The sequence below is a fragment of the Ruegeria sp. YTSC002 genome, assembly GCF_059609845.1.
In genome coordinates this window covers 756,805-783,243 of the sequence record NZ_JBXWML010000001.1, presented here as the reverse complement: position 1 = coordinate 783,243, position 26,439 = coordinate 756,805, and the positions used below count along the sequence as shown (strand labels likewise).

Sequence of the window (26,439 nt, the reverse complement as noted above, 5' to 3'; positions counted from 1 at the left end):
AACAACTTTGAGCCGAAAAGCGTCAGCATTTGGGCACCCCAAAGGAAATTGGGCGGCGTCTCAAAGGCATATGTGGCGGGGCTTGCTCCTGCGGTTCAAACGTGTATACGGGGCCATCCTTCGCAATCAAATGAATCGCGCAGCCTCTCGTGGCAGGGTCGCGAAGGACCGGATGGCCCCGCCTATGAAATGCGCCTTGACATAAACAGGAGTGCACATGCCACTGTATGAGCATGTAATGATCGCGCGTCAGGATCTGTCCAACGCGCAGGCGGAAAGCCTCGTCGAACATTTCGGCACCGTACTGGCTGACAACGGCGGCAAGCTTGTCGACAGCGAGTATTGGGGCGTCAAGACGATGGCCTACAAGATCAACAAGAACCGCAAGGGCCACTATGCCTTTATGAAGACCGATGCGCCCTCGGGTGCGGTTCAGGAAATGGAACGCCTGATGCGCCTGCATGATGACGTCATGCGCGTTCTGACCATCAAGGTTGACGGTCACGAAGACGGCCCGTCGGTTCAGATGCAGAAGCGTGACGAACGTGGCGACCGCCGCGAGCGTCGTTGATCACCGCCTGAGGAAAGGACATTAAACCATGGCCGCAAAACCATTTTTCCGCCGCCGCAAGGTCTGCCCGTTCTCGGGTGAGAACGCGCCGAAAATCGACTACAAGGACACCCGTCTGCTACAGCGCTACATCTCTGAGCGCGGCAAGATCGTGCCCTCGCGCATCACCGCCGTTTCGGCGAAAAAGCAGCGTGAACTGGCCCGTGCTATCAAGCGCGCCCGCTTCCTCGCCCTGCTGCCCTACGCCGTGAAGTAAGGAGAGACTGACATGCAAGTTATCCTTCTGGAACGCGTTGCGAAACTGGGTCAGATGGGTGACGTCGTTGACGTCAAGCCCGGCTACGCCCGCAACTTCCTGCTGCCCCAGGGCAAAGCCCTGAGCGCCTCGGACGCCAACATCGCGTCGTTCGAAGCCCAGAAAGCGCAGCTTGAGGCACGCAACCTGGAAACCAAGAAAGAAGCTGAAGCACTGGCTGAAAAGCTGGACGGACAGCAGTTCATCGTGATTCGCTCAGCATCGGATGCTGGCGCTCTGTACGGCTCGGTCACCCCGCGTGACGCCGCAGACGCTGCAACCGAAGCCGGATTCACCGTCGACAAAAAGCAGGTTATCCTGATCAATCCGATCAAGGAACTGGGCCTGCACTCGGTTGCAGTCAAGCTGCACCCCGAAGTCGAAGTTGAAATCAAGATGAACGTGGCGCGTTCGGAAGAAGAAGCCGAACTTCAGGCCTCGGGCAAATCGATCCAGGAACTGGCCGCAGAAGAAGAAGCAGCCGCTGAATTCGAGATCGCTGAACTGTTCGACGACATCGGCTCGGCCGCGTCCGAGGACGAAGAGCTGGCCCCGGAAGCCGCTCCTGCCGAGGAAGACGAAGCCAAAGCCTGATCCGGCAAGGTTTCGAACAAAACAAAGGCCGTGCTTCAGCGCGGCCTTTTTTCTTGTCGCCGAGCCAAACCAGCGAATTTCAGCCCAACTCCGTCCATAATCTTGCAGCTAAATACTCAGACCATATCATTGCCACTCGAAACTCCGGAGAAACCAATGCCCCTGTTCAACCGTCGCAATCTCTTGGCACTCTTACTGACAGCCCCGTTGGTTGCCTGCGGTGCAGGAGAAGTATCCAAGGCGGAGACACAACAATTCAATCCTCCGCTCTATCCGAACGAAACGCCGGAACTTCGCGCGTCGATAAACAAATGGGCCGACCACTACCAGCTTCCGCGAGAGCTTGTTCACAAGCTTGCCATTCGCGAAAGCACACATCGCCCCTGGGCGGTCAACCGACCCTACTATGGGCTGCTGCAAATCCTTCCGGCCACCGCACGATCCATGGGATACACCGGAAACGCCGAAGGCCTTTTGGACGCCGACACCAATCTTGAATTTGCCGGGAAATACCTTCGCGGTGCCTGGCTTCTGTCTGATGGCAACCAGGATCGGGCCATATTTCTTTATGCCAAGGGTTTTTACCCCGAAGCCAAAGCGCGCGGATTGCTGGTGGAAACTGGGTTGAAACCGGCCAAATGACGGTGATTAGCGTCAGAAAACCGCGTGAAATTAGCACTTTTTGCCGAATAGTGACAAAAATGTTCTATTGAGTGTCTCAATAATTGGAATTGCGCAGACAATTAGTACCTCGCCTTGTCATGTTTAGGAAAGTGTGGTGTTCTGACCCGGTGAGGTAAACGGGTTCCACTCTGTGTTATATGCATGCTCGACGACACCATCGGGCTGTAAGATGGGCCGCAGCTAGTAGGCGCCACATGGAAATTGTCGATCTGAGCACTCTGCCGGATTCAGAAGTTCGATACACCGAATTTCTAAGGCAAATCTGTGAGAAGCATGATATGGATCATGCTGCATATGCTGGCATGAACCCTGCGGCCGGTACGGTAGCAGGATTCGTGACATATGACGACGCCTGGAATGAACACTACACAAACCAGGGTCTGATCATGATCGACCCCACCATCCATATGGCCCGCCGCAGCATTGCGCCAGTGGATTGGAGTCGCTTGGAGCGTAGCCCCGACTTCCAACGTGTATTCCGGGATGCCCATGATTTTGGATTGCCGAACCAAGGCGTTACAATTCCCGTGCGCGGTCCCTACGGGGATATCGGCCTGCTGAGCGCAACGCGCGATTGCAGCAAAGAGGAATGGCGCAAGCTTTACACGCATGTCATCAGTGACTTGCAGTCGATGGCAGTGCACATCCATGACAACGTGGTTTCATCAGACGAATTGACCAGCGCGCTGTATCATCCAACGCTCTCCAGACGTGAGACAGAGATTTTGCAGTGGGTCGCGGCGGGGAAATCGCAGCAGGATATCGGCGATATTTTGTCAATTTCGCACCGAACCGTAGAAGTGCACTTGCGTTCCAGCCGAGAAAAGCTTAGTGCGCTGACCACCCCTCAGGCCGTTGGCCGGGCGATCGCGATTGGGCTTATTACCCCAAGTTAAACAAAAAAATCGCCAAATTTCGCCAAAATACGGGAAACCCCCAATAGAAAAATCCCCTGTGTCCGGTAACGTCTAAGTTACCGAACAACCACTCGAAGGGGGAAGAAATGATCATCGTGGTAGATGGCCTGAACAGACATTTGTTCAGCGAAGTTCTTGACGAAATGTTCGAGTTGAGAGCACGTGTTTTTGGGGGACGCCTGGGATGGGACGTCAACATTCAAGACGGAAAAGAAATCGACGAGTTCGATCAACTGGACCCGGCATATGTAATCGGACTCGACGATGAGGGGAATGTCGTCGCAGCCGTGCGTGCCCTCCAGACCACCGGACCTCACATGTTGTCGGATGTCTTTTCCGCCATTCTTTGCGGCGAAGCACCTCTTCGCAGCGCAACCATGTGGGAATCCACCCGTTTCTGCGTAGACACCCAACGCCTCACGCGTGGCAAGGAAAAGAACTCGGTCTCCTACGCCACTTGCGAGTTGATGATCGGATCTCTGGAATATGCGAAGAACGCAGGTATTCAGGACATCATCACCGTGATCGATCCGGTCATGGATCGCGTGCTGAAGCGTTCGAATTGCGCGCCTTATGACTACGTCGGCAAGACGGTTCCAATGGGCAAGGTTCACGCATTGGCCGCTTTGTTGGACTGCACCGAAGAACGTATCGCCGGCCTGCGTGAATTCGCGGACATTCACAACGACGTCTTCATGGACGACGAAGAGGCGCTGGCCCTGTTTGCCGCGAAGAATGCCGCGGCCAAGAACCCGGCGAACCAGGATCACAAACCACTCACCGATCTAGAGAAATACTTTGTGGAACAGATGAGCGCTGCAAAAACCGAAGCTGAACGGCAGGACGTCCTCAAGCTGATCGAAGCGCTTACGGATACGTTCACGCCCGAGCAAAGAACCGCTCTTTTGGAAACCCCCCGTGCTTTTGCTCATGAGGCCTGACCCCCTCACCTCATAGATACAAAAGCCATCCATGCGGAGCCGTCTGAATGCAGGCGGCTCCGTTTTTTTGTCCCTTCCTCTGAGGAAGGGAAGGAAGAGGATTACTCCTCTTCCAGTGCCTCAACAGCTTTCTTAAGGTCGTCTTTGCTGACTTCCTTGTCAGTGACCTGAGCCAGCTCCAACACGTAGTCCACGACCTTGTCTTCAAAGATCGGCGCCCGCAGCTGCTGTTGCATCTGCGCGTTCTGCTGAACGAACTCAAAGAACTGACGTTCCTGACCCGGGTACTGACGTGCCTGGTTCATGATCGCCTGTGTCATCTCGGCGTCGGTGACTTCAACCTCGGCCTTCTGGCCCAGTTCAGCCAGCAACAGACCCAGACGCACGCGGCGCTCGGCCAGCTTGGTGTGCTCGTCCGTGGGCTCGATCGGATCGTGGTCGTGGCCTTCGACTTCAGGGTTTTCTTCGTGCCACAGTTGATGTGCAATCTGTTTGGCTTCGGCTTCAACCAGCGACGGCGGCAGGTCGAACGACACCATCTCGTCCAGCGCGTCCAGCAAGGCGCGCTTGATCACGGCGCGCGATGCACCAGCATACTCAGCTTCCAGGCGCTCGGCGATCTGCTTTTTCAGAGCCTCCAGATCTTCGGCACCGAATTTTTTGGCCAGCTCGTCGTTCACTTCCGCAGCAACCGGTTCTTTGACTTCCTTGATTGTGCAGGTGAAAACAGCGTCTTTGCCGGCCAGATGCTCGGCGCCGTACTCTTCAGGGAACGTGACGTTGACGTCTTTTACTTCTTCGGCTTTCACGCCAACCAGTTGCTCTTCGAAGCCGGGGATGAAGCTGTTCGAGCCCAGAACCAGCGGGTAATCCTCTGCCGAACCACCTTCGAATTCCTCGCCGTCAACCTTGCCGACGAAATCGAACACGATCTGGTCGCCGTCCTTGGCTTTTGACCCCTTGCGGCGCGCTTTGAAATCCTGAGCGGTTTCCGCCAGATTGTTCAGCGCTTCCTCGACGGCGGCGTCATCGGCCTTGACGGTCAACTTCTCCAACTTGACCGATTTCAGGTCAACTTCAGGGATCGCTGGCAGCGCTTCGTAGGACATGGCGACTTCCACGTCATCGCCTTCCTTCCAGTCCTCATTGGTCATCTTGACCTCGGGCTGAAGCGCGGGGCGATCACCGCTGTCTTCGAAATGCTTGTTCATGGCGCCGTCGATGGTTTCCTGCATCGCCTCGCCCAACAGGCGCTGGCCAAACTGCTTTTTCAGCAGCGCCATTGGCACCTTGCCTTTACGGAAACCTTTCATTTCGATTTCCGGCTGCGCTTCGGTCAGCTTTTCATTGACCTTCTCGTCCAGCTCGGCTGCTGATACAACGATGTTGTAGCCACGTTTCAGACCTTCGTTCAGCGTCTCGGTTACCTGCATTATGGTAGTCCCCATAGGATTCGGGGCGCGCAAATAGGGCGCGCCGGGCAAATTTGAAGCCTTCTATTTGCCCAGCCGCCCACGTGCAAGGGGCAAAGGCTGAATCCAGTGGTATTTGATCACCAAAACCACAAAAAAGAACGCCCCGGAAACCGGGGCGCTCGCACTTGGCCCAGCCTGACAATCAGAACTTCCAGCGTGCGCCCAGAACCCATGCTTCGTTGTTGTCGAAGGACGAGCCGTCATCGAAATCGTGGTTGCGGTATTTCAGATAGACATCCGTGTTGATCGGCTCGACTTTCTGCACGACCGCGATACCCCAGGCTTTGGTGTCTGACCCGTTGCTCTGGAAATCCGAGCCATCATAGTAATCGATGCCGACGCCGGTCTTGCCCCAGGACACCCAGTTGCCTTCGTACGAGATCTTACCATACCAATAGTTCGGATCCGTAGCGCCGGCCTGATCGTCGTCACGTGTACCGCCCGCGATCGTAAAGCCCAGCCCGCTGGGCAGCAGAACAGACGCCGAACCAATGGTGTCTTTGCGGTCGCCCGAATTGTCATCGCGCTCGCGCACCGAATAGGCAACGGCTGCCGCGAATTCCACTCCACCGGCAAAGGTGTTTTCATAAAACAGGCCGACGTCGTAATAATCGTCATCGTCGCTGCTGGACAAAATGTTCTGACCATAAGCGAATCCAGCGGAAAACCCGTTGAACGATGGCGTATCATACCGCACCCGCCCACGGCGCGCGCCGTCAAAGTTGCTGGAACTGTCACCAACCGTGATACCGCTCAGCATTCCGTTCGTAGCGCGGTAGAAGAAGCCCGAGTTTTCGTCATTGGTAAACGAATACAGCGCCGTTCCGACATAGGACAGGTCCGTTTCCGCCGCACCATCAGACACCATGCTGCCCTGACCAGCCGAGAATTTGCCGTAGTTGCCCTTCATGGCAAAATCCACGTGGCGGATGTCTTCACGGGTCCAGCCACTGAAATTCGTGCCGTTCTGGTTCCACTCGGTCGAGTTCGGTAACCCCAGCGCAGATTCAAATCGGAAGGTGAACTCGTTCTGTCCGAAAGGCTGCATCAGACGCAGGCCGACACGGCTGTTCGACAGATCGTTGTCGAGAACTCGGGTCTCGGTATCCTGACCGTCATCTACCGAAATCAAGGCTGGGTTCAGCTGTCCATACAGCAGCACATACCCGCCACTATTGTTTTCGTACTTCAGCTCGGCCACAGCCGGGATTGCGGTCGTCGCAGTCAGAACAGCGGCTACAGATATCGGTTTAATGTTAAGGTTCATTTCACTCACCATGAATGGTTCGGGGTTCAGGTACTGTCCATTTGTTTACGAACTGCGAGCGTTCCAGTGGCCCGCATACACTCCCTCGCAAGCATTGCAAATTCGCAACATGGCATGTCGAAAAACGACTATTTCGTATTTTATATCATACGGTTACGAATCCATTCGAAAATCCACGGCACAGTGTGCAAATAAATTGTGACGTCCAGCTATGCATCTGGCAAACATTCGGTCTGCATTATTGCGAACCTTGACGGCGGATTTCCGCTGACTCGCCGCGAATTGAGCCGTTCCACGCCCAACGAACTCAAATATTCAACTTTCTGAAAACCTCCGGCACCTGTTCCGGCAAATCTTCGGCAATCAAACCCGGCCCGAACTGGCGCGCACATTCCACATGCAGCCACGCCGCAGTTCCCGCCGCCTGCATCGGTGCCAAGCCTCGCGCCAGCAGACCTGCGATGAACCCCGCCAGCACATCGCCGGCCCCGGCCGTCGCCAGCCAGGGGGCCGCTCTTTCGTATACGGCCGCGTTGACCACGCATCGTCCATCCGGTGCGGCAATCACCGTGTCCGGGCCCTTGAACAGAACCACACACCCGGCCCGTTTTGCCGCAGCACACGTCGCGTCCACCTTGGAAAACGCCGGGCCCTTGATCGGTTGCGCCTTCATCTGCTCGGCGATGTCTGGGAATACCCGTGCAAATTCCCCGCCATGCGGCGTCAAAACGCATTGGTCGTGCAATCGCGCGATCAGACCACCGGGATCCTCGGCAAAAGCTGACAAAGCATCCGCATCCAACACGGTCGCCCGCCGCGCAGCCAAGGCCATCGGCACCAGCGCCCGCGCCCGCTCCAATCCCAGCGCAGGCCCCAGGCAGAGCGCATTCAGGCGCGTATCTTCCAGGATTTCAGACAATCCATCGGCCCCATCAACCCTCTGCAACATGAGGGCCGTGATCTGGCTGGCCACCTCCATCTGCGCAGACGGCGGCACGCCCAGCGTCACCAGCCCCGCTCCAACCCGCAAAGCCCCCCGCGCCGCCAACCGCGCGGCCCCTGTTTTGCCCGAGCCCCCGGACAGGATCAAAGCATGGCCATGCGAGTATTTGTGGCCAACCGAAACTTTCGAAAGCTTCACCCTGTCGGCCTGGGTCGTGTGAACGATCTGACCGTCTTCCTGTGTTTCAAGCCCGATCGACTTGGTTCGGACCGTCCCGCAGGTCGCCGGACCATCACCCAGAACATGCCCAAGCTTTTTGCTGTGAAACGTCACCGTCATGTCTGCAACAATCGCCTGACCAAGAATACGACCGCTGTCGGCGCACAAGCCGCTTGGCGCGTCAATTGAAACAACCTTTACACCTCGCTCTCGCAGCAGGGCCCTGACTGACGCATTGGCCAACATGGAAAACGCCCCTGCAAATGGCCGGGTGAGACCAGTGCCAAAAACCCCATCGACAACCAGGTCCATGTCTTCTGGAAGGCGAAGAAAATCACCTTCTAATGGGGCAGAGTCGACGGCGAATACGCGAACCTCGTTCTTTGCCCCCCATCTCTCATAATTCACCCGCGCATCCGGTGGCAGTTTTTCCGGGTTCCCGTACAGAAACACCTCAACTTCCCACCCCAGCGCCTGCAAAAGCCGCGCCACGACAAACCCGTCACCCCCATTGTTGCCCGGTCCGCACAGCACTGTTGCGCGCAGCGGATCCTCTTCATCTGGCCCCAAATATCCCGGGGAGCGCGAGGGGCTGGCCCCTCGCCCGTCCAACATGGGCCATTCCTCGAAAATCGCGTCAACAACACCCTGCCCGGCCCGCTCCATCAGTTCCAGACCGGTCACGTCACCAGAGTTGATGGCGGCTTGCTCAATGGTCCGCATCTGTGCCGCTGTCAGCAATTCCATCCTTCCACCCCTTGCTCGATTCAGTTCTGATTACTTTTTGTGCAAATCGCTCAAAAATTAGCACCAAGCCGTTTTTCCAAGCATCCCGACCCGCACGATATCGCAATCACATTGCCGCCCGATCTTAGACGTGATCACTGCCCCTGAGACAACCATTCAAGGTGAACCGGGATGAAAAAGATCGAAGCGATCATCAAGCCGTTCAAACTGGACGAAGTAAAAGAGGCATTGCAGGATGTGGGCGTCCAGGGCCTCAGCGTCATCGAGGTCAAGGGCTTCGGTCGCCAGAAAGGCCATACAGAACTGTATCGCGGCGCCGAGTATGTCGTCGATTTTCTGCCCAAGGTTAAGGTCGAAGTCGTATTGGACGACGATCAGGTCGACGCCGCGATCGAAGCCATCGTGTCCGCCGCCAAAACCGACAAGATCGGAGACGGCAAGATTTTCGTGTCCCCCGTCGACCAAGCCATTCGCATCCGGACCGGTGAAACCGGCTCGGACGCACTCTAACCCACAAGATTACTGACACATCTATCAGAAGGACCAAGGGAATGAGCGTAGACGCAGTTCTCAATACAATCCGCGAAGAAGACGTCGCCTATGTCGACATCCGTTTCACTGACGTGCGCGGCAAGCTGCAGCACGTGACGGTGGATGTCGATCTGGTCGACGAAGACTTCCTGGAGGAAGGCTTCATGTTTGACGGCTCGTCCATTGCAGGCTGGAAGTCGATCGAAAACTCGGACATGAAACTGATCGCCGACACGACATCGGCTTACATCGACCCGTTCTATGCTGAAAAGACACTGTGTCTGCACTGCTCGATCGTTGAGCCCGACACCGGTGAAGCCTATGGCCGCGACCCGCGCGGAACCGCGCAGAAGGCCGAAGCCTACCTGAAGTCCAGCGGTATCGGTGACGTTGCCTACATGGGTCCCGAAGCTGAATTCTTCCTGTTTGATGACGTTCGTTTTTCCAACAGCATCAACAAAGTATCCTTCGAAGTTGATGCAACGGATGCGTCGTGGAACACCGACACCGAATACGAGATGGGCAACATGGGCCACCGTCCGGGCGTCAAGGGCGGCTACTTCCCGGTCAACCCCATCGACGAAGCGCAGGACCTGCGCTCGGAAATGCTGTCGACCATGAAACGTCTGGGCATGAAGGTCGACAAGCACCACCACGAAGTGGCCTCGTGCCAGCACGAGCTGGGCCTGATCTTTGACAGCCTGACCAAGCAGGCCGACGAGTTGCAGAAGTACAAGTACGTCATCCACAACGTCGCGCACGCCTACGGCAAATCGGCCACGTTCATGCCCAAGCCGATCGCAGGTGACAACGGCACCGGCATGCATGTGAACATGTCGATCTGGAAAGATGGCAAGCCGCTGTTCGCTGGCGACAAATACGCCGACCTGTCGGACGAGGCGCTGTACTTCATCGGCGGCATCCTGAAACACGCCAAGACCCTGAACGCCTTCACCAACCCGTCGACCAACAGCTACAAGCGCTTGATCCCCGGGTTCGAAGCCCCCGTTCTGCGGGCCTATTCGGCACGCAACCGTTCGGGTTGTGTGCGTATTCCATGGACCGAAAGCCCCAAAGCCAAACGTGTCGAGGCCCGCTTCCCCGATCCGGCAGCCAACCCCTATCTGGCATTTGCCGCCCTGCTTATGGCCGGCCTTGACGGTATCAAGAACAAGATCAACCCCGGCGAGGCGATGGACAAGAACCTGTACGACTTGCCCGCCGAGGAACTGGCCGACATCCCGACCGTCTGCGGCAGCCTGCGTGAGGCTCTGGAAGCTCTGGCATCCGATCACGACTTCCTGCTTCAGGGCGATGTGTTCACCAAAGATCAGATCGACGGCTACATCGCACTGAAGATGGAAGAGGTGGAAACCTACGAGCACACGCCACACCCGGTTGAGTACGGCATGTACTACAGCTGCTGAGCTGCATTCGAAAACGACTTGCAAGGAGGGCGTCCATTCGGGCGCCCTTTTCATTTCCGCCCACAGGATTTGACGCACCGCCATTGATCCAACAGGCTGATGTGGATACTCCCTGTCGGAAACAACCGCATGCGGCCTGGCTTTGTTAAGACGCTGTCCGATACCCGGATTTTATCCCGGATCGTCCGGGAAAAAAAAGCGTGTCGGCACGTTCCATAATACGCTGAAGAAGCTGCCCGTCAGTGTAATTCCCAATGTTCACGGCAAAATGGAAACGCTCAAGGAAAAGGCCGCGCTGGCTTCCACTAACCGCTTTGCCGGAGCCAAGGCTCACGCTAGGCTAATATCAGATTTCAGATCAATCGGATTACGCCCATGTTTCGCCTGACCGCCATTCTTGCCCTTTCTCTTTCCCTGACCTCCCCGGTTCTGGCCGCCCCCTGTGGCAACACCAGCGCAGGATTCGAGGCGTGGAAGGCCGATTTTGCCAAACAGGCACGCAAGGCGGGGGTGAAGAAGAAAGGTCTGCAAGCGCTGTCCCAGACACAATATGCCACGCGCACCATCGCCGCGGACCGCAATCAAAAGAGCTTCAAATACTCGCTGGACAAATTCATGCGAGTCCGGGGGGCCGATACGATTGTCGCTCAGGGCCGCAAACGCAAAGCCGCCAACCCGAACTACTATGCCGCCTTCGAACGGCAATACGGTGTTCCTGCCGGCGTTCTGATCGCCATTCACGGCATGGAAACCGGCTTTGGCAATTTCATGGGCGACAGTCAGGTTGTTTCCGCAATCACAACACTGGCCTATGATTGTCGCCGGTCCGAGTTCTTTATTCCACACGCAATCGGGGCACTGAAACTGGTCGACATGGGCAGCATCACAATGGCGACAAAAGGGGCAAAACATGGCGAACTGGGCCACACGCAATTCCTGCCCGGCAACGCCCTGGCCTATGGTGTCGATGCTACGGGCGACCGGCGCGTGGACTTCTACAACATGACGGATGCATTGGCCTCAACGGCCAATTTTCTTCGCAAGAAGGGGTGGAAACCGGGGCGCGGCTATCAACCCGGAGAACCAAATTTTCGCGTCTTGCAGCAGTGGAATGCAGCCTCTGTCTATCAGCAATCCATCGCTATAATGGCCGCCCGAATCGACAATTAGCGCCGCCGCACCGGCACCACGTGCCGCGCCTGATTTCGCCACATTTCCGCCACAGTGACAAACAAAAGCCTTTAGTTGCTTGGTTTCCAAAGCGTAACCAATCACCGGGAAATTTCACTTTTTTGCATTTTTCGCCAAATTCTCTGCAAGAAGGGGTGCTAACCTTTGGCTGACAGAACGTAAAAAAGGACGGGGCAGTGGCTCGGAAGCACAGCTACCATGGCGGCCTGCAATTTGATGGCGACGCAACCGGCGCGATAGAGCGCTTTGGAACGATCGTCGCCACGACGCTGGAAGACTACGGTCATCTGGTCGAGCGCAAGACCCTGCTCAGCGCAACCGAGGCCAGCATCGTCTCGAGCCAGTATCTTGTGAGGATGACTCTGGATACAGGCAGCTCCGGGCAGCAGGACCGATACGAGCGCATGGATCGCGCCGCGGGGTTGAAAACCATAACGAAACCCCGCGTGTCGCATCCCCAAAACAGGTTGGTCGTGACGTTCACGCCGGTCTCGCCACTTTTGGACGACGCCGAGATTTCCGAACTGATGCTGGTGGTCACTCTTTATCGCATGGTCGATATCTGTTCGACCCGGCGGGTTGAATGGCTGTCGCCGCACACGGTTCTTACCGTCGAGCACTTCATGAGCGCTTTTGACACCCTGACACCAAGCCGAACAACGCGGAATCGAAAGCAGATCTTTAAATCACTGACCGGCCAGTTCGCCGGGATGCAGCAGTCTGAACAGGATGACACGATCACTGCCCTTCACGCTCCTGCCGCGCGTCCGATTCAACTGACGGATGAACAATTGCTCAGCATCGCGTTCCGAAACGACGAGCCAGACCTGCCCGCCCAGAGGGATGCAGGCGCGGCCATCGCGGATGATGATGACAAGCCAAGCGACATCCTGCGTCTCAGCAGTTGGTGCATGACCGGAGTTTTGGCCAGCATTTCCGCGCCGATTGCCGTATCGATGGCCGCAGTCAACCTGATCCGGGGCGAGGATTTCCGCCTCAACACACAGGTGCTTGTGTTCACTTTCGCCATTGTCGCGCTGAACGCCAGCAACGCGTTCGCCGATGTAGCGGGCGCCTTGGGCATGTAGAAGAATTACCGAAGACCCTCCTAGGAGGCCCCGCCATCAGGCGGGGTTTTCCGTTTCCGGGATCGCGTTTGCGGCCAGAACGTAAGTGTGGATGGAAAACACGACCGCGTTGGTTTTCGGCAACCGCAACAACGTCTGCCGCTCGCTTCGCAGGTAAGACGCCTGACGCCGGTCTCGTATTTCGCGCGGCTCACTGGCACTGCGAGGCTGGAACAGCTCCGGGTCTTCGTACCACAGGGCATTGAAACGCCACAGCGGCCGGCCGGGTTGAATACCGTCAAACAGTCTCTGCACCCGTTTCGCGACATTGGCGTCATAGCTTTCCACGGGCACGTGGATATCAATCAGCGGTCGCATGAATTTCTCGGACAAGCGCCAACTTGCAGGAAAACACAGGATGGCACCCGTCAGAACATGCTCATTTCCCCGTTTCTGAAGGATACAGAAGTCCTCCTGCACCAGCCTGCACAGTGTATCAAGCGGACGATCCCGATCGATCGCGACGGATACGCCATCCGGTCGTACGACCTCTGCACCGGCCGTGGGATAGATCTGCATCAGCACCAGATCCAGTAATTCCACGGCAGCAGGCTTGGCCTGAGGGTCAAGCGCAAGAACGTCGTCACGCCGCTCGGCCAGAATTTCTTCGCGGCGCCGCATCTGGTCGGCAAAAGCCTCATCCTGATGCAGCCAGCTTTCCATCGTTGCCGGTTGTATACCCGGCAAAGCGCGTGGGTTACCGACATCATACGGGATTTTGTTTTGTAGAATACGCTTCATGCCAGTGGCTTAGCATGCACAGCTTTTCTTGTCGGTCGAAAACGACAACCTCGCCGTCGCATTTTTCTCAGACGATTGGTTGTGGCGGATGAATTGTAATTGGAACAAGCGATGAGGCCAGCCATGAACCAGCACTACCGAGACACGCGCAAGATAGACCCCAGCCGTGGCACGACACTGGGCGATGGTACACCAAACGAAAATGACAGGATCGAGATTGGGCCGACGCAGCTTGCGTTTGACGAATGGGCCGCTGCGGGGCTGGAACTTCCCAATCTGGCACGGATGCGGGAACACCGCTGGAAGAGGCTGACACAGGCCATCGTGGACCGCGGCTATGGCGGCTTGCTGATTTTTGACCCGCTGAATATCCGCTATGCCACCGACAGCACGAATATGCAGCTGTGGAACACCCACAATCCGTTTCGGGCGGTTCTGCTGTGTGCGGATGGCTATATGGTAATCTGGGATTACAAGAACTCGCCTTTCCTCAGCACCTTCAATCCGCTTGTACGCGAGCAGCGCTCGGGCGCTGACCTGTTCTACTTTGACCGCGGCGACAAGGTTGACGTGGCCGCGGACGTGTTCTCGAACGAGGTACGCGTACTGATCGAAGAACACGGCGGCGGCAACAAGCGCCTGGCCGTCGACAAGATCATGCTGCACGGATTGCGCGCGCTTGAGGCGCAGGGGTTCGACATCATGGAAGGCGAAGAGCTGACCGAAAAGACCCGCGCCGTCAAAGGGCCCGACGAAATCCTCGCCATGCGTTGCGCCAGCCATGCCTGCGAAACCGCCGTTGCCGAAATGGAACGGTTTGCCCGTGCCAATGTAGGCGATGGCAAGACCTCGGAAGATGATATCTGGGCTGTTCTTCACGCCGAAAACATCAAGCGTGGTGGTGAGTGGATCGAAACCCGCCTGCTGGCTTCGGGTCAGCGGACCAACCCCTGGTTTCAGGAATGCGGCCCGCGGATCACTCAGCAGAACGAGATCATCTCGTTCGACACCGACCTTATCGGATCCTACGGGATTTGCGTCGACATTTCCCGCAGTTGGTGGATCGGCGATCAGAAGCCGCGCGAGGACATGATCTATGCCATGCAACACGCGCATGAACACATCATGACCAATATGGAGATGCTCAAACCCGGCGTGATGATCCCGGAACTGACTGCAGATTCCCACAGGCTGGACGAAAAGTTTCAGGCGCAGAAGTATGGCTGCCTGATGCACGGCGTCGGCCTTTGCGATGAATGGCCGCTGGTTGCTTATCCGGACAAGGCGGTCGAGGGGGCTTACGATTATCCGCTGGAACCTGGAATGGTCTTGTGTGTCGAGGCCTGCGTGGGCGAAGTCGGTGGCGATTTCAGCATCAAGCTGGAGGATCAGGTTCTCATAACCGAAGACGGATATGAAAACCTGACGAAGTACCCCTTCGATGCCCGGTTGATGGGGCTCGAGTGAGGCCGGCACCTCATTCTGACCAATGTGACCGGCGCACGTTTCCGTGCCAGTCTTCGACAGCTGGACTTGCCTGAGCCTGCGGCCCGCTGAAAACTGCGGGCCGGGATTGCCCGACGGCGAAGCCCAAAAGGCCAGCCAGAACAATCGCCAGAACTGTACCTGGAAGTATCTTGGGAAGGTGTACGGCGGTGTCTGCATGTGTCATCTGTGTCTCCTTTATCAATTGCTGTGGTCAGTAGATGGGCCTGACAGTGGCATAAGTGAAACGAATGTTTGTTGTCGATCTCATCACAATTCTTGATTTCATCAACCTACCCCAGGGGTACGACCGCTTCTGCCCCCACCCGAGGCATCTGTCAGATTGCAAAGCGCTCGCTTCGTGCTCACCTTCCCGTGACGCGTTTGACATAAGGGTTGTGACCCGGCGGGCTTGACCACAGTATTGGGGATGTTTCCCCGAACCGCTCAAGGAGCCGACATGCCCACGGAACGCATCACTTTTGCCGGACATGACGGCAGCCAACTGGCCGCGCGGCTGGATTTACCGGATGGTCCGGTCCTGGCGACGGCCCTGTTTGCTCATTGCTTCACCTGCTCCAAGGACATACCTGCGGCCCGGCGCATTTCAGCCCGTCTGGCGGCCATGGGGATAGCGGTGCTGCGGTTCGACTTCACCGGCCTGGGTCATTCCGAGGGAGAGTTCGCCAACACCACCTTCACGTCGAATGTCGAGGATCTGATCTCGGCCGCGCACTATCTGGCCGGACGAAACATGGCCCCTGCCCTGTTGATCGGTCACTCGCTTGGCGGCGCAGCGGTTTTGCGGGCGCGTGCGGGAATTCCGACGGTCAAGGCGGTGGTTACCTTGGGCGCACCGGCCGATCCCTCTCATGTGTCCCATCATTTCGAAGATGCCCTGCCCCAGATTGAATTGGACGGTAGCGCCGAGGTCACCTTGGGCGGACGCCCGTTTCGAATTGGCAAGGCATTCGTGGATGACATTGCTGAAACGGCCCTGTCGGCCGCGATCGCTGATCTCAAAGCCGCTCTGCTGATCCTGCACGCCCCTCGGGACGAAACGGTCAGTATCGACAACGCGAGCGCCATCTTTCTGGCGGCAAAACACCCGAAAAGCTTCGTCACCCTCGACGATGCCGATCACCTGATCACACGAGCCTCGGATGCTGAATATGCCGCGGATGTCATCTCGGCTTGGGTCTCGCGCTATCTGAAACTTTGCCCACCCGCGCCACCTCCGGGTGCGCCGGAAGGTGTCGTTCGCGTGACCGAGGCGGATCCGAATGGCTTCATGCAGGATATTCAGGCAGGTCCGCACCATCATGCAGTTGCAGATGAGCCTGCCTCTTATGGCGGCACGGATAAGGGCATGTCGCCTTATGGCTTTGTCTCATCCGGTCTCGGCGCCTGCACGTCCATGACGATAAGGATGTATGCGCGCCGCAAAAAATGGCCGCTGACCAGTGTCAGCGTCGATGTTTGCCATGACAAAGTTCATGCTCAGGATGCCGGTTTGGCAAATGAGGGCAAAGTGGATCAGTTCCGCCGCAAGATCCGTCTGAGTGGCCCGCTTGATCAGGAACAAAAACAACGTCTGCTGGAAATCGCGGACAAATGCCCTGTTCACCGGACACTTGAAGGCTCGGCGCATATCACGACCGAACTTCTTTCCTGAGAAAAGGCCGCCGGACAGGCGGCCTTTTGATTATCTGCGGCGTGGTGCCGGGCGATGGATTGGTGGCCGCGCGGCAGGTGGCCGGGCCACCGGGGGCCGCGGCCGCGCAGGAGGTTTGGCAACCGGTGGATTCGGGCGCTCGGGACGCACCGGTCGATCAGGTCGATTTGGGCGCTCCGGGCGGTTGATATCAACATCCACATCAACGTCGTGATAGTAGTCGTTCCACAGCATCGAGTCATAGAACGGGTCATACCCATATCCGACGCCAACCGTTACGCCGTCACAGGCCGACAGCGTCAAAGTCGCAGCCCCCAGACCCAATGCGAGTGAAATCCGTTTGATCAGTCTAAAGCTCATCTTACCCCACCTCACAGAAGCGACCGGAACGACGCGAATACGGCATTCAGATCGTCTGCATAATCCGGGTTTGCCCCGTCTCGCAAAATGGCAACGGCTATGGCGACACGATTGCGCGGCAAGTCAATGACAGTGGCTGTAAAGCTCACTCCCTTGCCATCCCTGCGCCCGGTCCCGCGATAGACCCGGGCAGGCAACCCTCCGATGCGGGTGTCGCTGGTGCTGGTGATGGTCGGGTCTTTGACCAGAAACTTGTCGATATCCTGCAAGTACCGGACACCATCCTGGATGGTTGCAACCCCGGCAGGCGAAACAAAGCCCATCCAGACCATATCGTCCGTTACCGGACGCAGCCCCATGACCCGAGCCACCGCACGCGGATCATCCAACCCGGTGTCTTCGATCTCACGCGGGCCGCCGGTGCGCAGCACCCAGAAATCGGGCACGTCGAACCGAAACAGCGCGCGACCATCCTCGGTATATGTCACCGGAGTGTCGGCCAATGCCGATCCTGCCCCACCCAGCCAGACAGCGGCGCAAACGGCAAAAATCGGAGCTGATAAGAAACGCATATCTCAATAACCTGATAATTTCTTCGCCCTCAGCTTGACCCCTGAAAGAGCGACTTGTCCAGCACTGCGTTGCAAAGACCCAAGAAAACCGCGATCAGGTATTGCCGTTTACCACACATGTTGTCTGACTTTTGCAAGCATCGCACCCCAGCTTGCAGACAAACGCATGAAATCTATTTTGCATAAACCCCGACGGTCTGGCCGCCTGCATCATCAACGAAACGGATCGTTTCCCCATTTCGCCAGACGTCGTAACAAGCCCACAAATCGGCAGGTGGCCATGTCGAGCAGTATTGATCACCTCTCACCGCCCAGCGCCCGACACTGGGCCCGCCCGAGAAGTACTGCGTGATCATGCTGGCTTCGAAAGCCTGCCAAACACCCGCGCCGTATTCCAGCTTCTTGCCCGCCAAGGCCGTCAGGATTTCCTCTCCGGACAGTTTCTGGAAGTCTCCTGCCACCAAAACACCCGGCCAAAGGGCGAAAATCAGGGCAAACCGTCTCATACCTGCTCTCACATCTTGTTCCCTTGCGCACGGGCGGCTAAACCCCGCGCCAACGCCTCATCCCAATCACATAAAGGTGCTGCCGCCAATGATTCCCCGTTATTCCCGCCCTGACATGGTTGCCATCTGGTCGCCCGAAACCAAGTTTCGCATCTGGTACGAAATCGAGGCGCATGCCTGCGATGCCATGGCCGATCTGGGCGTGATCCCGCGCGAGAATGCAGAAGCCGTCTGGAAAGCCAAGGATGTGGAATTCGACGTCGCCCGCATCGACGAGATCGAAGCCGTCACCAAACATGACGTCATCGCCTTCCTGACCCATCTCGCTGAACATGTTGGCAGTGAAGAGGCCCGGTTCGTGCACCAGGGCATGACCAGCTCGGACGTGTTGGACACCTGTTTCAACGTCCAGCTGACGCGCGCGGCCGACCTCTTGATCGCCGATCTCGAAGGGCTTCTGGCTGCACTCAAGCGCCGCGCGTTTGAACACAAGGACACGGTGCGCATCGGCCGCAGCCACGGCATCCACGCAGAGCCCACGACAATGGGCCTGACCTTTGCCCGGTTCTATGCCGAGATGGACCGCAACCTGTCCCGCATGCGCGACGCCCGTTCGGAAATCGCAACTGGCGCGATCAGCGGTGCCGTCGGTACATTTGCCAATATCGATCCCGCCGTCGAGGAACATGTCTGTGACAAAATGGGCCTTGTGCCCGAACCGATCAGCACCCAGGTGATCCCGCGTGACCGCCATGCGGCCTTCTTTGCGACGCTGGGCGTCATCGCCAGCAGCATCGAAAACATCGCCATCGAAATCCGCCACATGCAGCGGACCGAGGTATTGGAAGGGGCCGAGTTCTTCTCGATGGGCCAGAAAGGCTCGTCCGCCATGCCGCACAAGAAAAACCCCGTGCTGACCGAGAACCTGACCGGGCTGGCGCGCATGGTGCGCGCAGCTGTGATCCCGGCAATGGAGAATGTCGCGCTCTGGCATGAACGCGATATCTCGCACTCGTCCGTCGAACGCATGATCGGTCCGGATGCCACGATCACTCTGGATTTTGCGCTGGCCCGTCTGACTGGCGTGATCGACAAGATGCTGATCTTCCCCGAAAACATGTTGGAAAACATGAACAAATTCCCGGGCCTTGTCATGAGCCAGCGCGTTCTGCTGGCCTTGACCCAGGCAGGGGTCAGCCGTGAGGACGCCTATGCCATGGTCCAGCGCAACGCGCTGAAGGTTTGGGAACACCGCACCGATTTCAAAGAGGAACTGCTGGCGGACGCCGACGTGACTGCCGCGCTCAGCCCCGAGGAAATCGAAGAGAAATTCGACCTCGGCTATCACACCAAACACGTGGATACGATCTTCGCCCGGGTATTCGGCGAATAAGCTGCGTGTCGACATCCCGTTCGCACGGCCCGGCCCGCAATTCGCAGGCCGGGCCTTGTTTTTGCCAGACCGCCCGAAATCGGCTATTCTGTGGATGAACTATTGGAGAGAGGCACCATGATCCGTACCGTTCTTTGCTCACTTGCACTTGTTTGCGCGGCGTCTGCCGGCCTTGCATGCAGCGTTCATTCCAAACAAACGCAATCCTGCGCACCGGGCACAGCCTGGGACACTGAAACGCAAAGCTGCACGAAATCGGTCAATAGCTGACGAATTTCTGTCCGACTTGTGAATAAAAGCAACCGTTCCACTGTTAGCTTTTTTGTAGATCGCACTATGATTTTGAGAGCAGCCCCGAGAACGGAGTAAGAATATGCGCCTTTTGTTAGCTTCAGCCCTCGCTTTGCAGGCCTTCGCCTTTGCCCCGGCGGTCCACGCCGCAGGCGGCGACAGCAGCAGCCCACCGAAACCGACGAATACGACCAAGAAATGTTTGTTCGGTCGGGTCTATGACGAAGCCAGAGGCCGGTGCGTCAAACCCAACAAGACCAACCTGTCGGAAGATCAGCTATACGACGCCGTCCGCGAACTGGCCTATGACGGGCAATACGGGCACGCTCAGGATATCCTGCGGATCATGGATCAGGACGATGACCGCGTGCAGACCTATTGGGGCTTTACCTACCGCAAGATGGGCGAGCTGGAGTTGGCGAACGTCTTTTACCAGAATGCCATCAATGCCAATCCCGACAATCTTCTGGCGCGCAGCTACATGGCGCAAGGCTTTGTAGCCGAAGGCAAAACCGATCTGGCAATCGCGCAATGGCGCGAGATCAAGGCCCGCGGCGGCGAAGGGACCTGGGCCGAGACGTCCCTGCGCGAGGCCATCCGGACGGGGCTGACCTACAGCTACTGAGCTTCAGGGTTATTTAACCCGACTCTCGTTATTCTGCCCGTGGTTCGGAAAACTTGGCACTACGGGCAGATGCAGGACACAAACGCTTTGATACAAATGGCAAATGGGGGGTCAGCGCCGCTTGCCGCGGGGGATGACGGCGCGCCGCAAGTTGTTCCGCGAACATTGACCGGCCGGCAAAAAGCGGCCGTTGTCGTGCGCCTTCTGTTGAACGAAGGCGCCGATATTCCACTTGAGGAATTGCCCGACGACCTGCAAGAGACATTGACCCATCAGCTTGGGCAAATGGGCCTTGTGGATCGGGCAACTCTGGGCGCGGTGGCCCGGGAATTCAGCGAAGCTCTGGACAACATCGGGCTGGCATTTCCGCATGGGCTTGCAGGTGCATTGGATGCGGTGAACGGAAAGATCGCACCATCGACAGCCGCGCGCCTGCGCAAGCTTGCCGGGGTGCGCCAGATCGGCGATCCATGGCAACGCCTGCGTGACGTACCCGTTGAGGATCTTGCCAAAATGGCTCAGGCGGAAAGCACCGAGGTGGCGGCCGTCATGCTTTCAAAGATGGATACCGCGCAGGCGGCACAGATGCTGGCCCATATGCCGGGCCCGGTTGCGCGGCGCATTACCTATGCCATCTCGAAAACAACAAATGTCACCCCCGAAGCTGTTGAACGTATTGGCTGGTCGCTGGCCGCGCAACTGGATCGGCGGCCTGCTCAGGCTTTCGACAATGGCCCCGACGCACGAGTCGGCGCGATCCTGAACCAGTCGGCGGCCGCAACACGCGACGACTTGTTGAACGCATTGGACGAGGACGACGCCGAATTTGCGGATCTGGTACGCCAGTCGATCTTCACCTTTGCCCATATCCCAAGCCGTATCGCGGCCCGCGATGTTCCCGCCATCCTGCGTGAAGTGGAACAGCCGGTTCTTGTCACCGCACTGGCAGGGGCCGCCGCGGATGATGACAAGGCATCCGTTGAATTCATTCTGTCAAACATTTCGTCCCGCATGGCCGACAATCTGCGCGAGGAAATGGCCGAACGTGGGCGCGTCAAACAATCGGAAGCCGAAGACGCCATGACACAGGTCGTGGCCGCCATTCGCACTCTGGTCGACGCCGGTTCAATTACTCTGATCGAAAAAGATGATGAGGAAGATACGGCCTGATACGTGAAACCAGGAGTTTTGCTCTGTCCGGCCACCTGCTGCGGGCTCAGGTTTTCCGCCCGTCTGGGCGCTTGAGCTTGCAGGCATCGGGCTGTATGTCATTCTCAGCAATTCGCAACACGCGGTGAGACACCTCCATGCCCGTTGAAAAGTCGGAGCTCAGCCGGTTTGAGCTTGGGAAATACTATGTCGCCAACCTGTTTCTTCAGGGGGTCATCCGCGTTATGCGCATGCTTCCCTATGAGCGGCGTATTCCAACAATGGGGGCCATCGTGCGGTCTCTGGCACCTGTTGTCGGGTTTCGCAAACGTGTCCGTCGGAATCTGAAGCTGACTTGCCCGGACTTGCCTGAAGCCGAAGTCAGGCAGATCTGCCGCGATGTGCCGGACAATGCCGGTCGTGCAATCATGGAGCATTTTTCTCCGGAAGATTTCATCGAACGCCAGAGCAAAGCCAAGATTTCAGGCCCAGGCATTGCTGCATTTGACGCGGCTGTTGCCGAGGGGCGTCCGATCATGATGATTACGGCGCATTTCGGTCACTACCTGGCAGCGCGCATCGCCTTGCAAACCTACAGCGGTCAGCCCATCGGCTGCCTGTATCGGCGGATGGCCAACCCGTATTTCAACGACGCTTATGTCGAGGCCTTCTACAAGACAGGGGCTCCGATGTTCGAACAGGGGCGGCGTGGTATGGTCGAGATGGTACGCTCGTTGAAAAAGGGCGGGATCATTGCCATCGTTTCCGATCTTCACGCAATGGGCGGTGAGGAACTGATGTTCTTCGGCAAACCCGCGGTGACATCCGTGCTGAACGCCGAGCTGGCCATCAAATACAAAGCCGAGCTGATACCGTGTTACGCGGTGCGTCAGCCCAACGGTCTCGATTTTGAGATCGTTCTGCACGAACCGGTTCCGCACACCGACCCAAAAACCATGACCCAGTTCACCAATGACGATCTGGAAAAGATGGTGCGGCAGCATATGGGGCAATGGTTCTGGATTCACCGCCGCTGGAAACACTGGAACGGGTTGGGCATCAAACCGGAAGAGATGCCCTGATCACCTGACCCGGGTGGCGGCAACAATCGGCCCTTCCCCGGCCCTTTGAATCAGAACGACAGCCGGCAAATCTGAACCAAGCTGTACCGCAAATGTTTGCGGCGCAGTTCCATCCCATTGCCCTGCAATCTGCCAGGCCTCAACGACATTGGCATAGTCCAGTTCGTGTCCGGCCAGTTCTCCACGGCGGATCGAAGCGTGCCGCATGGGAGAATACTGAACCACATGTACGTCATAGGTATCGCCTTTCGGCAACTCGACGGGCGTCACATCCACTGTCACCTCATCGGCCGAGCGCACGGCCGTCACCAGCGCTTCGGGCGCTGCTTTCAGATGTGCTTCGATCAATCGATCAAGCTCCCGGGCTTGCGCCCCGACGATGTCGTGCTGCCCGTTGATCACCATCTGCGGGGTGTAGATCATGGAACGCCCCCCCTCGCGCGCATAAGCCCGCTGCCGAAGGGTATGATCGGGGTCTGCGTACTCGTCCTTCCACCCGATATAGTCCCAGTAATCGACATGCAGAGCCAGCCCTATGACGTCGTCGCGCTTGGCCAGATCATGCATGATCCGATCCGCCGGCGGGCAGGATGAACACCCCTGAGACGTGAACAGCTCGACCACAACCGGGTCTTCCCCGGCTGCGACCTTTGCCGCCACAAGGCAGGAAAACACGGTGGTCAAGGCAATGGATCTGAACATGAGAACTCTCGGGTTGAGCGGTTGGATCTCAGGGATAGCTGCTTTGCCACTCAACGACCAATCAAGGTTTCTTGAGACATTGACACACGCCCCAAGGAAAAAAGTGTACAATAGTATACAAATTTACCTCTCAACGCCTGTTGGACCTTGAACACGGGGGCTTGGTGATGCAGATAACACTCAGCAAATCCTAATATCCAAGTCATTTGAGAGGGAGGCCACAGATGCCCATCAAAGTCGGACAGGATACCGCCAAAACGCGCCGCAGTCTGAGCGTGAATGGTAAATCCATTTCCTATTATTCCATCCCCGCCGCGCAAGAGGCGGGCCTGGGCGATTTCTCCAAACTGCCTGCCGCACTCAAGGTAGTGCTGGAAAACATGTTGCGGTTCGAGGATGACGGGTTCTCGGTCTCGGTCGATGACATCAAGGCTTTTGCCGAATGGGGCGCGAACGGTGGCAAAAACCCCCGTGAAATCGCCTATCGCCCTGCCCGCGTACTGATGCAGGATTTCACCGGCGTTCCCGCCGTGGTGGATCTGGCCGCGATGCGGGACGGCATCAAGGCGCTGGGCGGCGACGCGCAAAAGATCAACCCGCTGAACCCGGTCGATCTGGTCATAGACCATTCGGTCATGATCGACGAATTCGGCAATCCGCGTGCGTTCCAGATGAATGTGGACCGTGAATATGAACGCAACATGGAACGGTACCAGTTCCTGAAATGGGGTCAGGGCGCGTTCAACAACTTCCGCGTTGTCCCCCCCGGCACCGGTATCTGCCACCAGGTCAACCTTGAATATCTGGCCCAGACCGTCTGGACCGACACCGACCAGAACGGTGAAGAAGTCGCTTATCCCGACACGCTGGTGGGCACCGACAGCCACACCACCATGGTCAACGGCATGGCCGTACTGGGCTGGGGTGTTGGCGGGATCGAGGCCGAGGCCGCAATGCTGGGTCAGCCAATCTCGATGCTGATCCCCGAAGTCGTGGGCTTTGAACTGACCGGAGATCTTGTCGAAGGTACAACAGGTACAGATCTTGTTCTGAAAGTCGTGGAAATGCTGCGCGAAAAAGGCGTTGTCGGCAAGTTCGTCGAATTCTACGGCGAAGGCCTGGATCGTCTGCCGCTGGCCGACCGTGCGACCATCGCCAATATGGCACCGGAATACGGCGCGACATGCGGCTTTTTCCCGATTGACGGTGAAACGCTGCGTTACATGCGCAACACAGGGCGCGACGAAGATCGTGTCGCTCTGGTTGAAGCCTACGCCAAGGAAAACGGTTTCTGGCGCGATGAAAACTATGCGCCGATCTACACCGACACCCTGTCGCTGGATATGGGCACGATTGTTCCGGCGATCTCGGGGCCCAAACGCCCGCAGGATTATGTTGCGCTGACCGACGCCAAGGCCGCCTTCACCAGGGAAATGGCCGAGACCTTCAAGCGCCCGATGGGCAAACAGGTTGAGGTCAAAGGCGAAAACTACGGCATGGAATCGGGTAAGGTCGTGATCGCCTCGATCACGTCCTGCACCAACACGTCGAACCCTTACGTGATGATCGGAGCGGGCCTCGTGGCGCGCAAGGCAGCCGCGCTGGGGCTGGACCGCAAACCTTGGGTCAAGACCTCGCTGGCACCGGGGTCGCAGGTTGTATCCGCTTACCTCGAGGCCGCAGGCCTTCAGGAGGATCTGGACAAGATCGGTTTCAACCTCGTCGGATACGGCTGCACCACGTGTATCGGCAACTCGGGGCCAATCCAGAAAGAAATCTCGGAGGCCATTGCGGAAGGCGATCTTGTCGCCACCTCGGTCTTGTCCGGCAACCGCAACTTCGAAGGTCGGATCTCGCCCGATGTGCGCGCCAACTATCTGGCTTCGCCGCCACTGGTCGTCGTGTACGCGCTGGCAGGCACCATGGATATCGACCTGACATCCGAGCCGATCGGCAAGGACAAGGACGGCAATGACGTCTATATGAAAGACCTCTGGCCAACCCAGCAGGAGGTCGCGGAACTGGTCGAACAGACGGTGACACGCGAAGCGTTCCAGTCGAAATACGCCGACGTCTTCAAAGGTGACGAAAAATGGCAGTCGGTCGAAACCACTGACGCAGAAACCTATGACTGGCCGCCGACATCGACCTATATCCAGAACCCGCCTTACTTCCAGGATATGAGCCCCGAACCGGGCACGATTTCCAACATCGAAGGTGCCAAGGTTCTGGCCATTCTGGGCGACATGGTCACGACCGACCATATCTCACCTGCGGGGTCTTTTGCGACGACCTCGCCCGCAGGCCAGTACCTGATCGAACGTCAGGTTCAGCCGCGTGAATTCAATTCATATGGTTCACGCCGCGGCAACCACGAGGTGATGATGCGCGGCACTTTCGCCAACATCCGCATCAAGAACGAGATGCTGGACGGCGTCGAAGGCGGTTACACCAAGGGTCCGGACGGCGAACAGATGTCAATCTATGACGCCTCGATGGCCTATCAGGCGAAAGGCACCCCGCTGGTTGTCTTCGGTGGCGAGCAATATGGCGCGGGCTCAAGCCGCGACTGGGCGGCCAAGGGCACGGCTCTGCTGGGCGTCAAGGCAGTCATCGCCGAGAGCTTTGAGCGTATCCACCGTTCGAACCTTGTTGGTATGGGTGTCATTCCGTTCGAGTTCACAGGAGGCGACAACCGCAAAACCCTGGGGTTGAAAGGGGATGAAACCGTTTCGATACACGGGCTGGATACAATCGAGCCGCTACAGGAAGTCCCCTGCACCATCGTTTATGGCGATGGAACCGAAAAGACCATCACCCTGAAATGCCGTATCGATACCGCGCCCGAGATTGAATACATCGAAAACGGTGGCGTGTTGCATTACGTCCTGCGCAATCTTGCGAAGGCATCGTAACCGATAGCACAGCG

At 57.4% G+C, this 26,439-nt stretch carries 26 protein-coding genes; 17 read left to right on the top strand and 9 right to left on the bottom strand.

What is annotated here, in order from left to right; all coding sequences use genetic code 11:
- Positions 1 to 217: 217 nt before the first annotated feature.
- The 6 genes from rpsF to AC2FFD_RS03885 all read left to right on the top strand — a co-directional run bounded on the left by rpsF (position 218) and on the right by AC2FFD_RS03885 (position 4,002).
- Entirely contained in the window at positions 218 to 571 is a 354-nt protein-coding gene (rpsF, locus tag AC2FFD_RS03910; protein ID WP_170343918.1) for a 30S ribosomal protein S6, read from the top strand.
- A gap of 28 nt (positions 572 to 599) precedes the next feature.
- Entirely contained in the window at positions 600 to 827 is a 228-nt protein-coding gene (gene rpsR / locus AC2FFD_RS03905; protein ID WP_005608650.1) for a 30S ribosomal protein S18, read from the top strand.
- A gap of 12 nt (positions 828 to 839) precedes the next feature.
- On the top strand, positions 840 to 1,460 hold the full coding sequence (gene rplI, locus AC2FFD_RS03900) for a 50S ribosomal protein L9 (RefSeq protein WP_170343917.1): 621 nt from the start codon (positions 840 to 842) through the stop codon (positions 1,458 to 1,460).
- A gap of 156 nt (positions 1,461 to 1,616) precedes the next feature.
- The gene (locus AC2FFD_RS03895; RefSeq protein ID WP_170343916.1) at positions 1,617 to 2,102 is read left to right on the top strand and encodes a lytic transglycosylase domain-containing protein; all 486 of its coding nucleotides are present in this window, start codon (positions 1,617 to 1,619) and stop codon (positions 2,100 to 2,102) included.
- Between the two features lie 236 nt (positions 2,103 to 2,338).
- Positions 2,339 to 3,040 (top strand): autoinducer binding domain-containing protein, encoded by a 702-nt coding sequence (locus AC2FFD_RS03890; protein ID WP_170343915.1) that lies wholly within the window; start codon positions 2,339 to 2,341, stop codon positions 3,038 to 3,040.
- A 107-nt stretch (positions 3,041 to 3,147) separates the two neighbouring features.
- Positions 3,148 to 4,002, top strand: coding sequence for an acyl-homoserine-lactone synthase (locus AC2FFD_RS03885; protein ID WP_170343914.1), 855 nt, complete (start codon positions 3,148 to 3,150; stop codon positions 4,000 to 4,002).
- A gap of 101 nt (positions 4,003 to 4,103) precedes the next feature.
- On the opposite strand, the gene tig is transcribed toward AC2FFD_RS03885, so the two are convergent.
- From tig to AC2FFD_RS03870, 3 genes are all read right to left on the bottom strand, one after another.
- A complete protein-coding gene (gene tig, locus AC2FFD_RS03880) occupies positions 4,104 to 5,435 on the bottom strand; it encodes a trigger factor (RefSeq protein ID WP_257598951.1) in 1,332 nt (443 codons plus the stop codon).
- Positions 5,436 to 5,619: 184 nt separating this feature from the next.
- Positions 5,620 to 6,744, bottom strand: coding sequence for a porin (locus tag AC2FFD_RS03875; RefSeq protein ID WP_170343912.1), 1,125 nt, complete (start codon positions 6,742 to 6,744; stop codon positions 5,620 to 5,622).
- 307 nt (positions 6,745 to 7,051) lie between these two features.
- A complete protein-coding gene (locus AC2FFD_RS03870; protein ID WP_257598953.1) occupies positions 7,052 to 8,653 on the bottom strand; it encodes an NAD(P)H-hydrate dehydratase in 1,602 nt (533 codons plus the stop codon).
- Positions 8,654 to 8,824: 171 nt separating this feature from the next.
- Here AC2FFD_RS03870 and AC2FFD_RS03865 point away from each other — a divergent pair, with 171 nt between their 5' ends.
- From AC2FFD_RS03865 to AC2FFD_RS03850, 4 genes are all read left to right on the top strand, one after another.
- Positions 8,825 to 9,163, top strand: a complete 339-nt coding sequence (locus AC2FFD_RS03865; RefSeq protein WP_170343910.1) for a P-II family nitrogen regulator — start codon at positions 8,825 to 8,827, stop codon at positions 9,161 to 9,163.
- Between the two features lie 41 nt (positions 9,164 to 9,204).
- Positions 9,205 to 10,611: a type I glutamate--ammonia ligase gene (gene glnA / locus AC2FFD_RS03860; protein WP_117868600.1), complete on the top strand. Its 1,407-nt coding sequence runs from the start codon at positions 9,205 to 9,207 to the stop codon at positions 10,609 to 10,611.
- A 375-nt stretch (positions 10,612 to 10,986) separates the two neighbouring features.
- Positions 10,987 to 11,781 (top strand): lytic murein transglycosylase, encoded by a 795-nt coding sequence (locus tag AC2FFD_RS03855; RefSeq protein WP_170343909.1) that lies wholly within the window; start codon positions 10,987 to 10,989, stop codon positions 11,779 to 11,781.
- A gap of 197 nt (positions 11,782 to 11,978) precedes the next feature.
- Complete coding sequence (locus tag AC2FFD_RS03850; RefSeq protein ID WP_170343908.1) at positions 11,979 to 12,890, top strand: hypothetical protein; 912 nt, start codon at positions 11,979 to 11,981, stop codon at positions 12,888 to 12,890.
- A gap of 36 nt (positions 12,891 to 12,926) precedes the next feature.
- Here AC2FFD_RS03850 and AC2FFD_RS03845 read toward each other — a convergent pair whose 3' ends face one another.
- Positions 12,927 to 13,670 carry a heme-dependent oxidative N-demethylase family protein gene (locus AC2FFD_RS03845; RefSeq protein ID WP_496872024.1) on the bottom strand — a complete coding sequence of 248 codons (744 nt, stop codon included), beginning with the start codon at positions 13,668 to 13,670 and terminating at the stop codon, positions 12,927 to 12,929.
- A gap of 123 nt (positions 13,671 to 13,793) precedes the next feature.
- Here AC2FFD_RS03845 and dddP point away from each other — a divergent pair, with 123 nt between their 5' ends.
- On the top strand, positions 13,794 to 15,137 hold the full coding sequence (dddP, locus tag AC2FFD_RS03840; RefSeq protein WP_496872022.1) for a dimethylsulfonioproprionate lyase DddP: 1,344 nt from the start codon (positions 13,794 to 13,796) through the stop codon (positions 15,135 to 15,137).
- Positions 15,138 to 15,147: 10 nt separating this feature from the next.
- Here dddP and AC2FFD_RS03835 read toward each other — a convergent pair whose 3' ends face one another.
- Positions 15,148 to 15,342, bottom strand: a complete 195-nt coding sequence (locus AC2FFD_RS03835; RefSeq protein WP_496872020.1) for a hypothetical protein — start codon at positions 15,340 to 15,342, stop codon at positions 15,148 to 15,150.
- Between the two features lie 273 nt (positions 15,343 to 15,615).
- On the opposite strand from AC2FFD_RS03835, the gene AC2FFD_RS03830 reads away from it, so the two are divergent.
- Entirely contained in the window at positions 15,616 to 16,830 is a 1,215-nt protein-coding gene (locus AC2FFD_RS03830) for a bifunctional alpha/beta hydrolase/OsmC family protein (RefSeq protein WP_496872019.1), read from the top strand.
- 30 nt (positions 16,831 to 16,860) lie between these two features.
- Here the strand turns inward: AC2FFD_RS03830 and AC2FFD_RS03825 are convergent, their stop codons facing one another.
- The 3 genes from AC2FFD_RS03825 to AC2FFD_RS03815 form a co-directional block, all read right to left on the bottom strand.
- Positions 16,861 to 17,190, bottom strand: coding sequence for a hypothetical protein (locus tag AC2FFD_RS03825; RefSeq protein ID WP_170343903.1), 330 nt, complete (start codon positions 17,188 to 17,190; stop codon positions 16,861 to 16,863).
- An 11-nt stretch (positions 17,191 to 17,201) separates the two neighbouring features.
- A complete protein-coding gene (locus tag AC2FFD_RS03820) occupies positions 17,202 to 17,762 on the bottom strand; it encodes a hypothetical protein (protein ID WP_480684051.1) in 561 nt (186 codons plus the stop codon).
- Between the two features lie 173 nt (positions 17,763 to 17,935).
- On the bottom strand, positions 17,936 to 18,268 hold the full coding sequence (locus AC2FFD_RS03815; RefSeq protein ID WP_496872017.1) for a hypothetical protein: 333 nt from the start codon (positions 18,266 to 18,268) through the stop codon (positions 17,936 to 17,938).
- A gap of 88 nt (positions 18,269 to 18,356) precedes the next feature.
- Here AC2FFD_RS03815 and purB point away from each other — a divergent pair, with 88 nt between their 5' ends.
- The 4 genes from purB (at position 18,357) to AC2FFD_RS03795 (ending at position 22,808) form a co-directional block, all read left to right on the top strand.
- Entirely contained in the window at positions 18,357 to 19,661 is a 1,305-nt protein-coding gene (purB, locus tag AC2FFD_RS03810; protein ID WP_170343901.1) for an adenylosuccinate lyase, read from the top strand.
- Between the two features lie 373 nt (positions 19,662 to 20,034).
- The gene (locus AC2FFD_RS03805) at positions 20,035 to 20,577 is read left to right on the top strand and encodes a tetratricopeptide repeat protein (RefSeq protein ID WP_171328000.1); all 543 of its coding nucleotides are present in this window, start codon (positions 20,035 to 20,037) and stop codon (positions 20,575 to 20,577) included.
- A gap of 96 nt (positions 20,578 to 20,673) precedes the next feature.
- The gene (locus AC2FFD_RS03800; protein ID WP_496872242.1) at positions 20,674 to 21,747 is read left to right on the top strand and encodes a flagellar motor switch protein FliG; all 1,074 of its coding nucleotides are present in this window, start codon (positions 20,674 to 20,676) and stop codon (positions 21,745 to 21,747) included.
- A 137-nt stretch (positions 21,748 to 21,884) separates the two neighbouring features.
- Positions 21,885 to 22,808, top strand: a complete 924-nt coding sequence (locus AC2FFD_RS03795; RefSeq protein WP_171327996.1) for a lysophospholipid acyltransferase family protein — start codon at positions 21,885 to 21,887, stop codon at positions 22,806 to 22,808.
- Here the strand turns inward: AC2FFD_RS03795 and AC2FFD_RS03790 are convergent, their stop codons facing one another.
- Positions 22,809 to 23,510 carry a DUF1223 domain-containing protein gene (locus AC2FFD_RS03790; protein ID WP_496872014.1) on the bottom strand — a complete coding sequence of 234 codons (702 nt, stop codon included), beginning with the start codon at positions 23,508 to 23,510 and terminating at the stop codon, positions 22,809 to 22,811.
- Positions 23,511 to 23,734: 224 nt separating this feature from the next.
- Here AC2FFD_RS03790 and acnA point away from each other — a divergent pair, with 224 nt between their 5' ends.
- Entirely contained in the window at positions 23,735 to 26,425 is a 2,691-nt protein-coding gene (gene acnA / locus AC2FFD_RS03785) for an aconitate hydratase AcnA (protein WP_496872013.1), read from the top strand.
- The last annotated feature ends 14 nt before the right edge of the window (positions 26,426 to 26,439 follow it).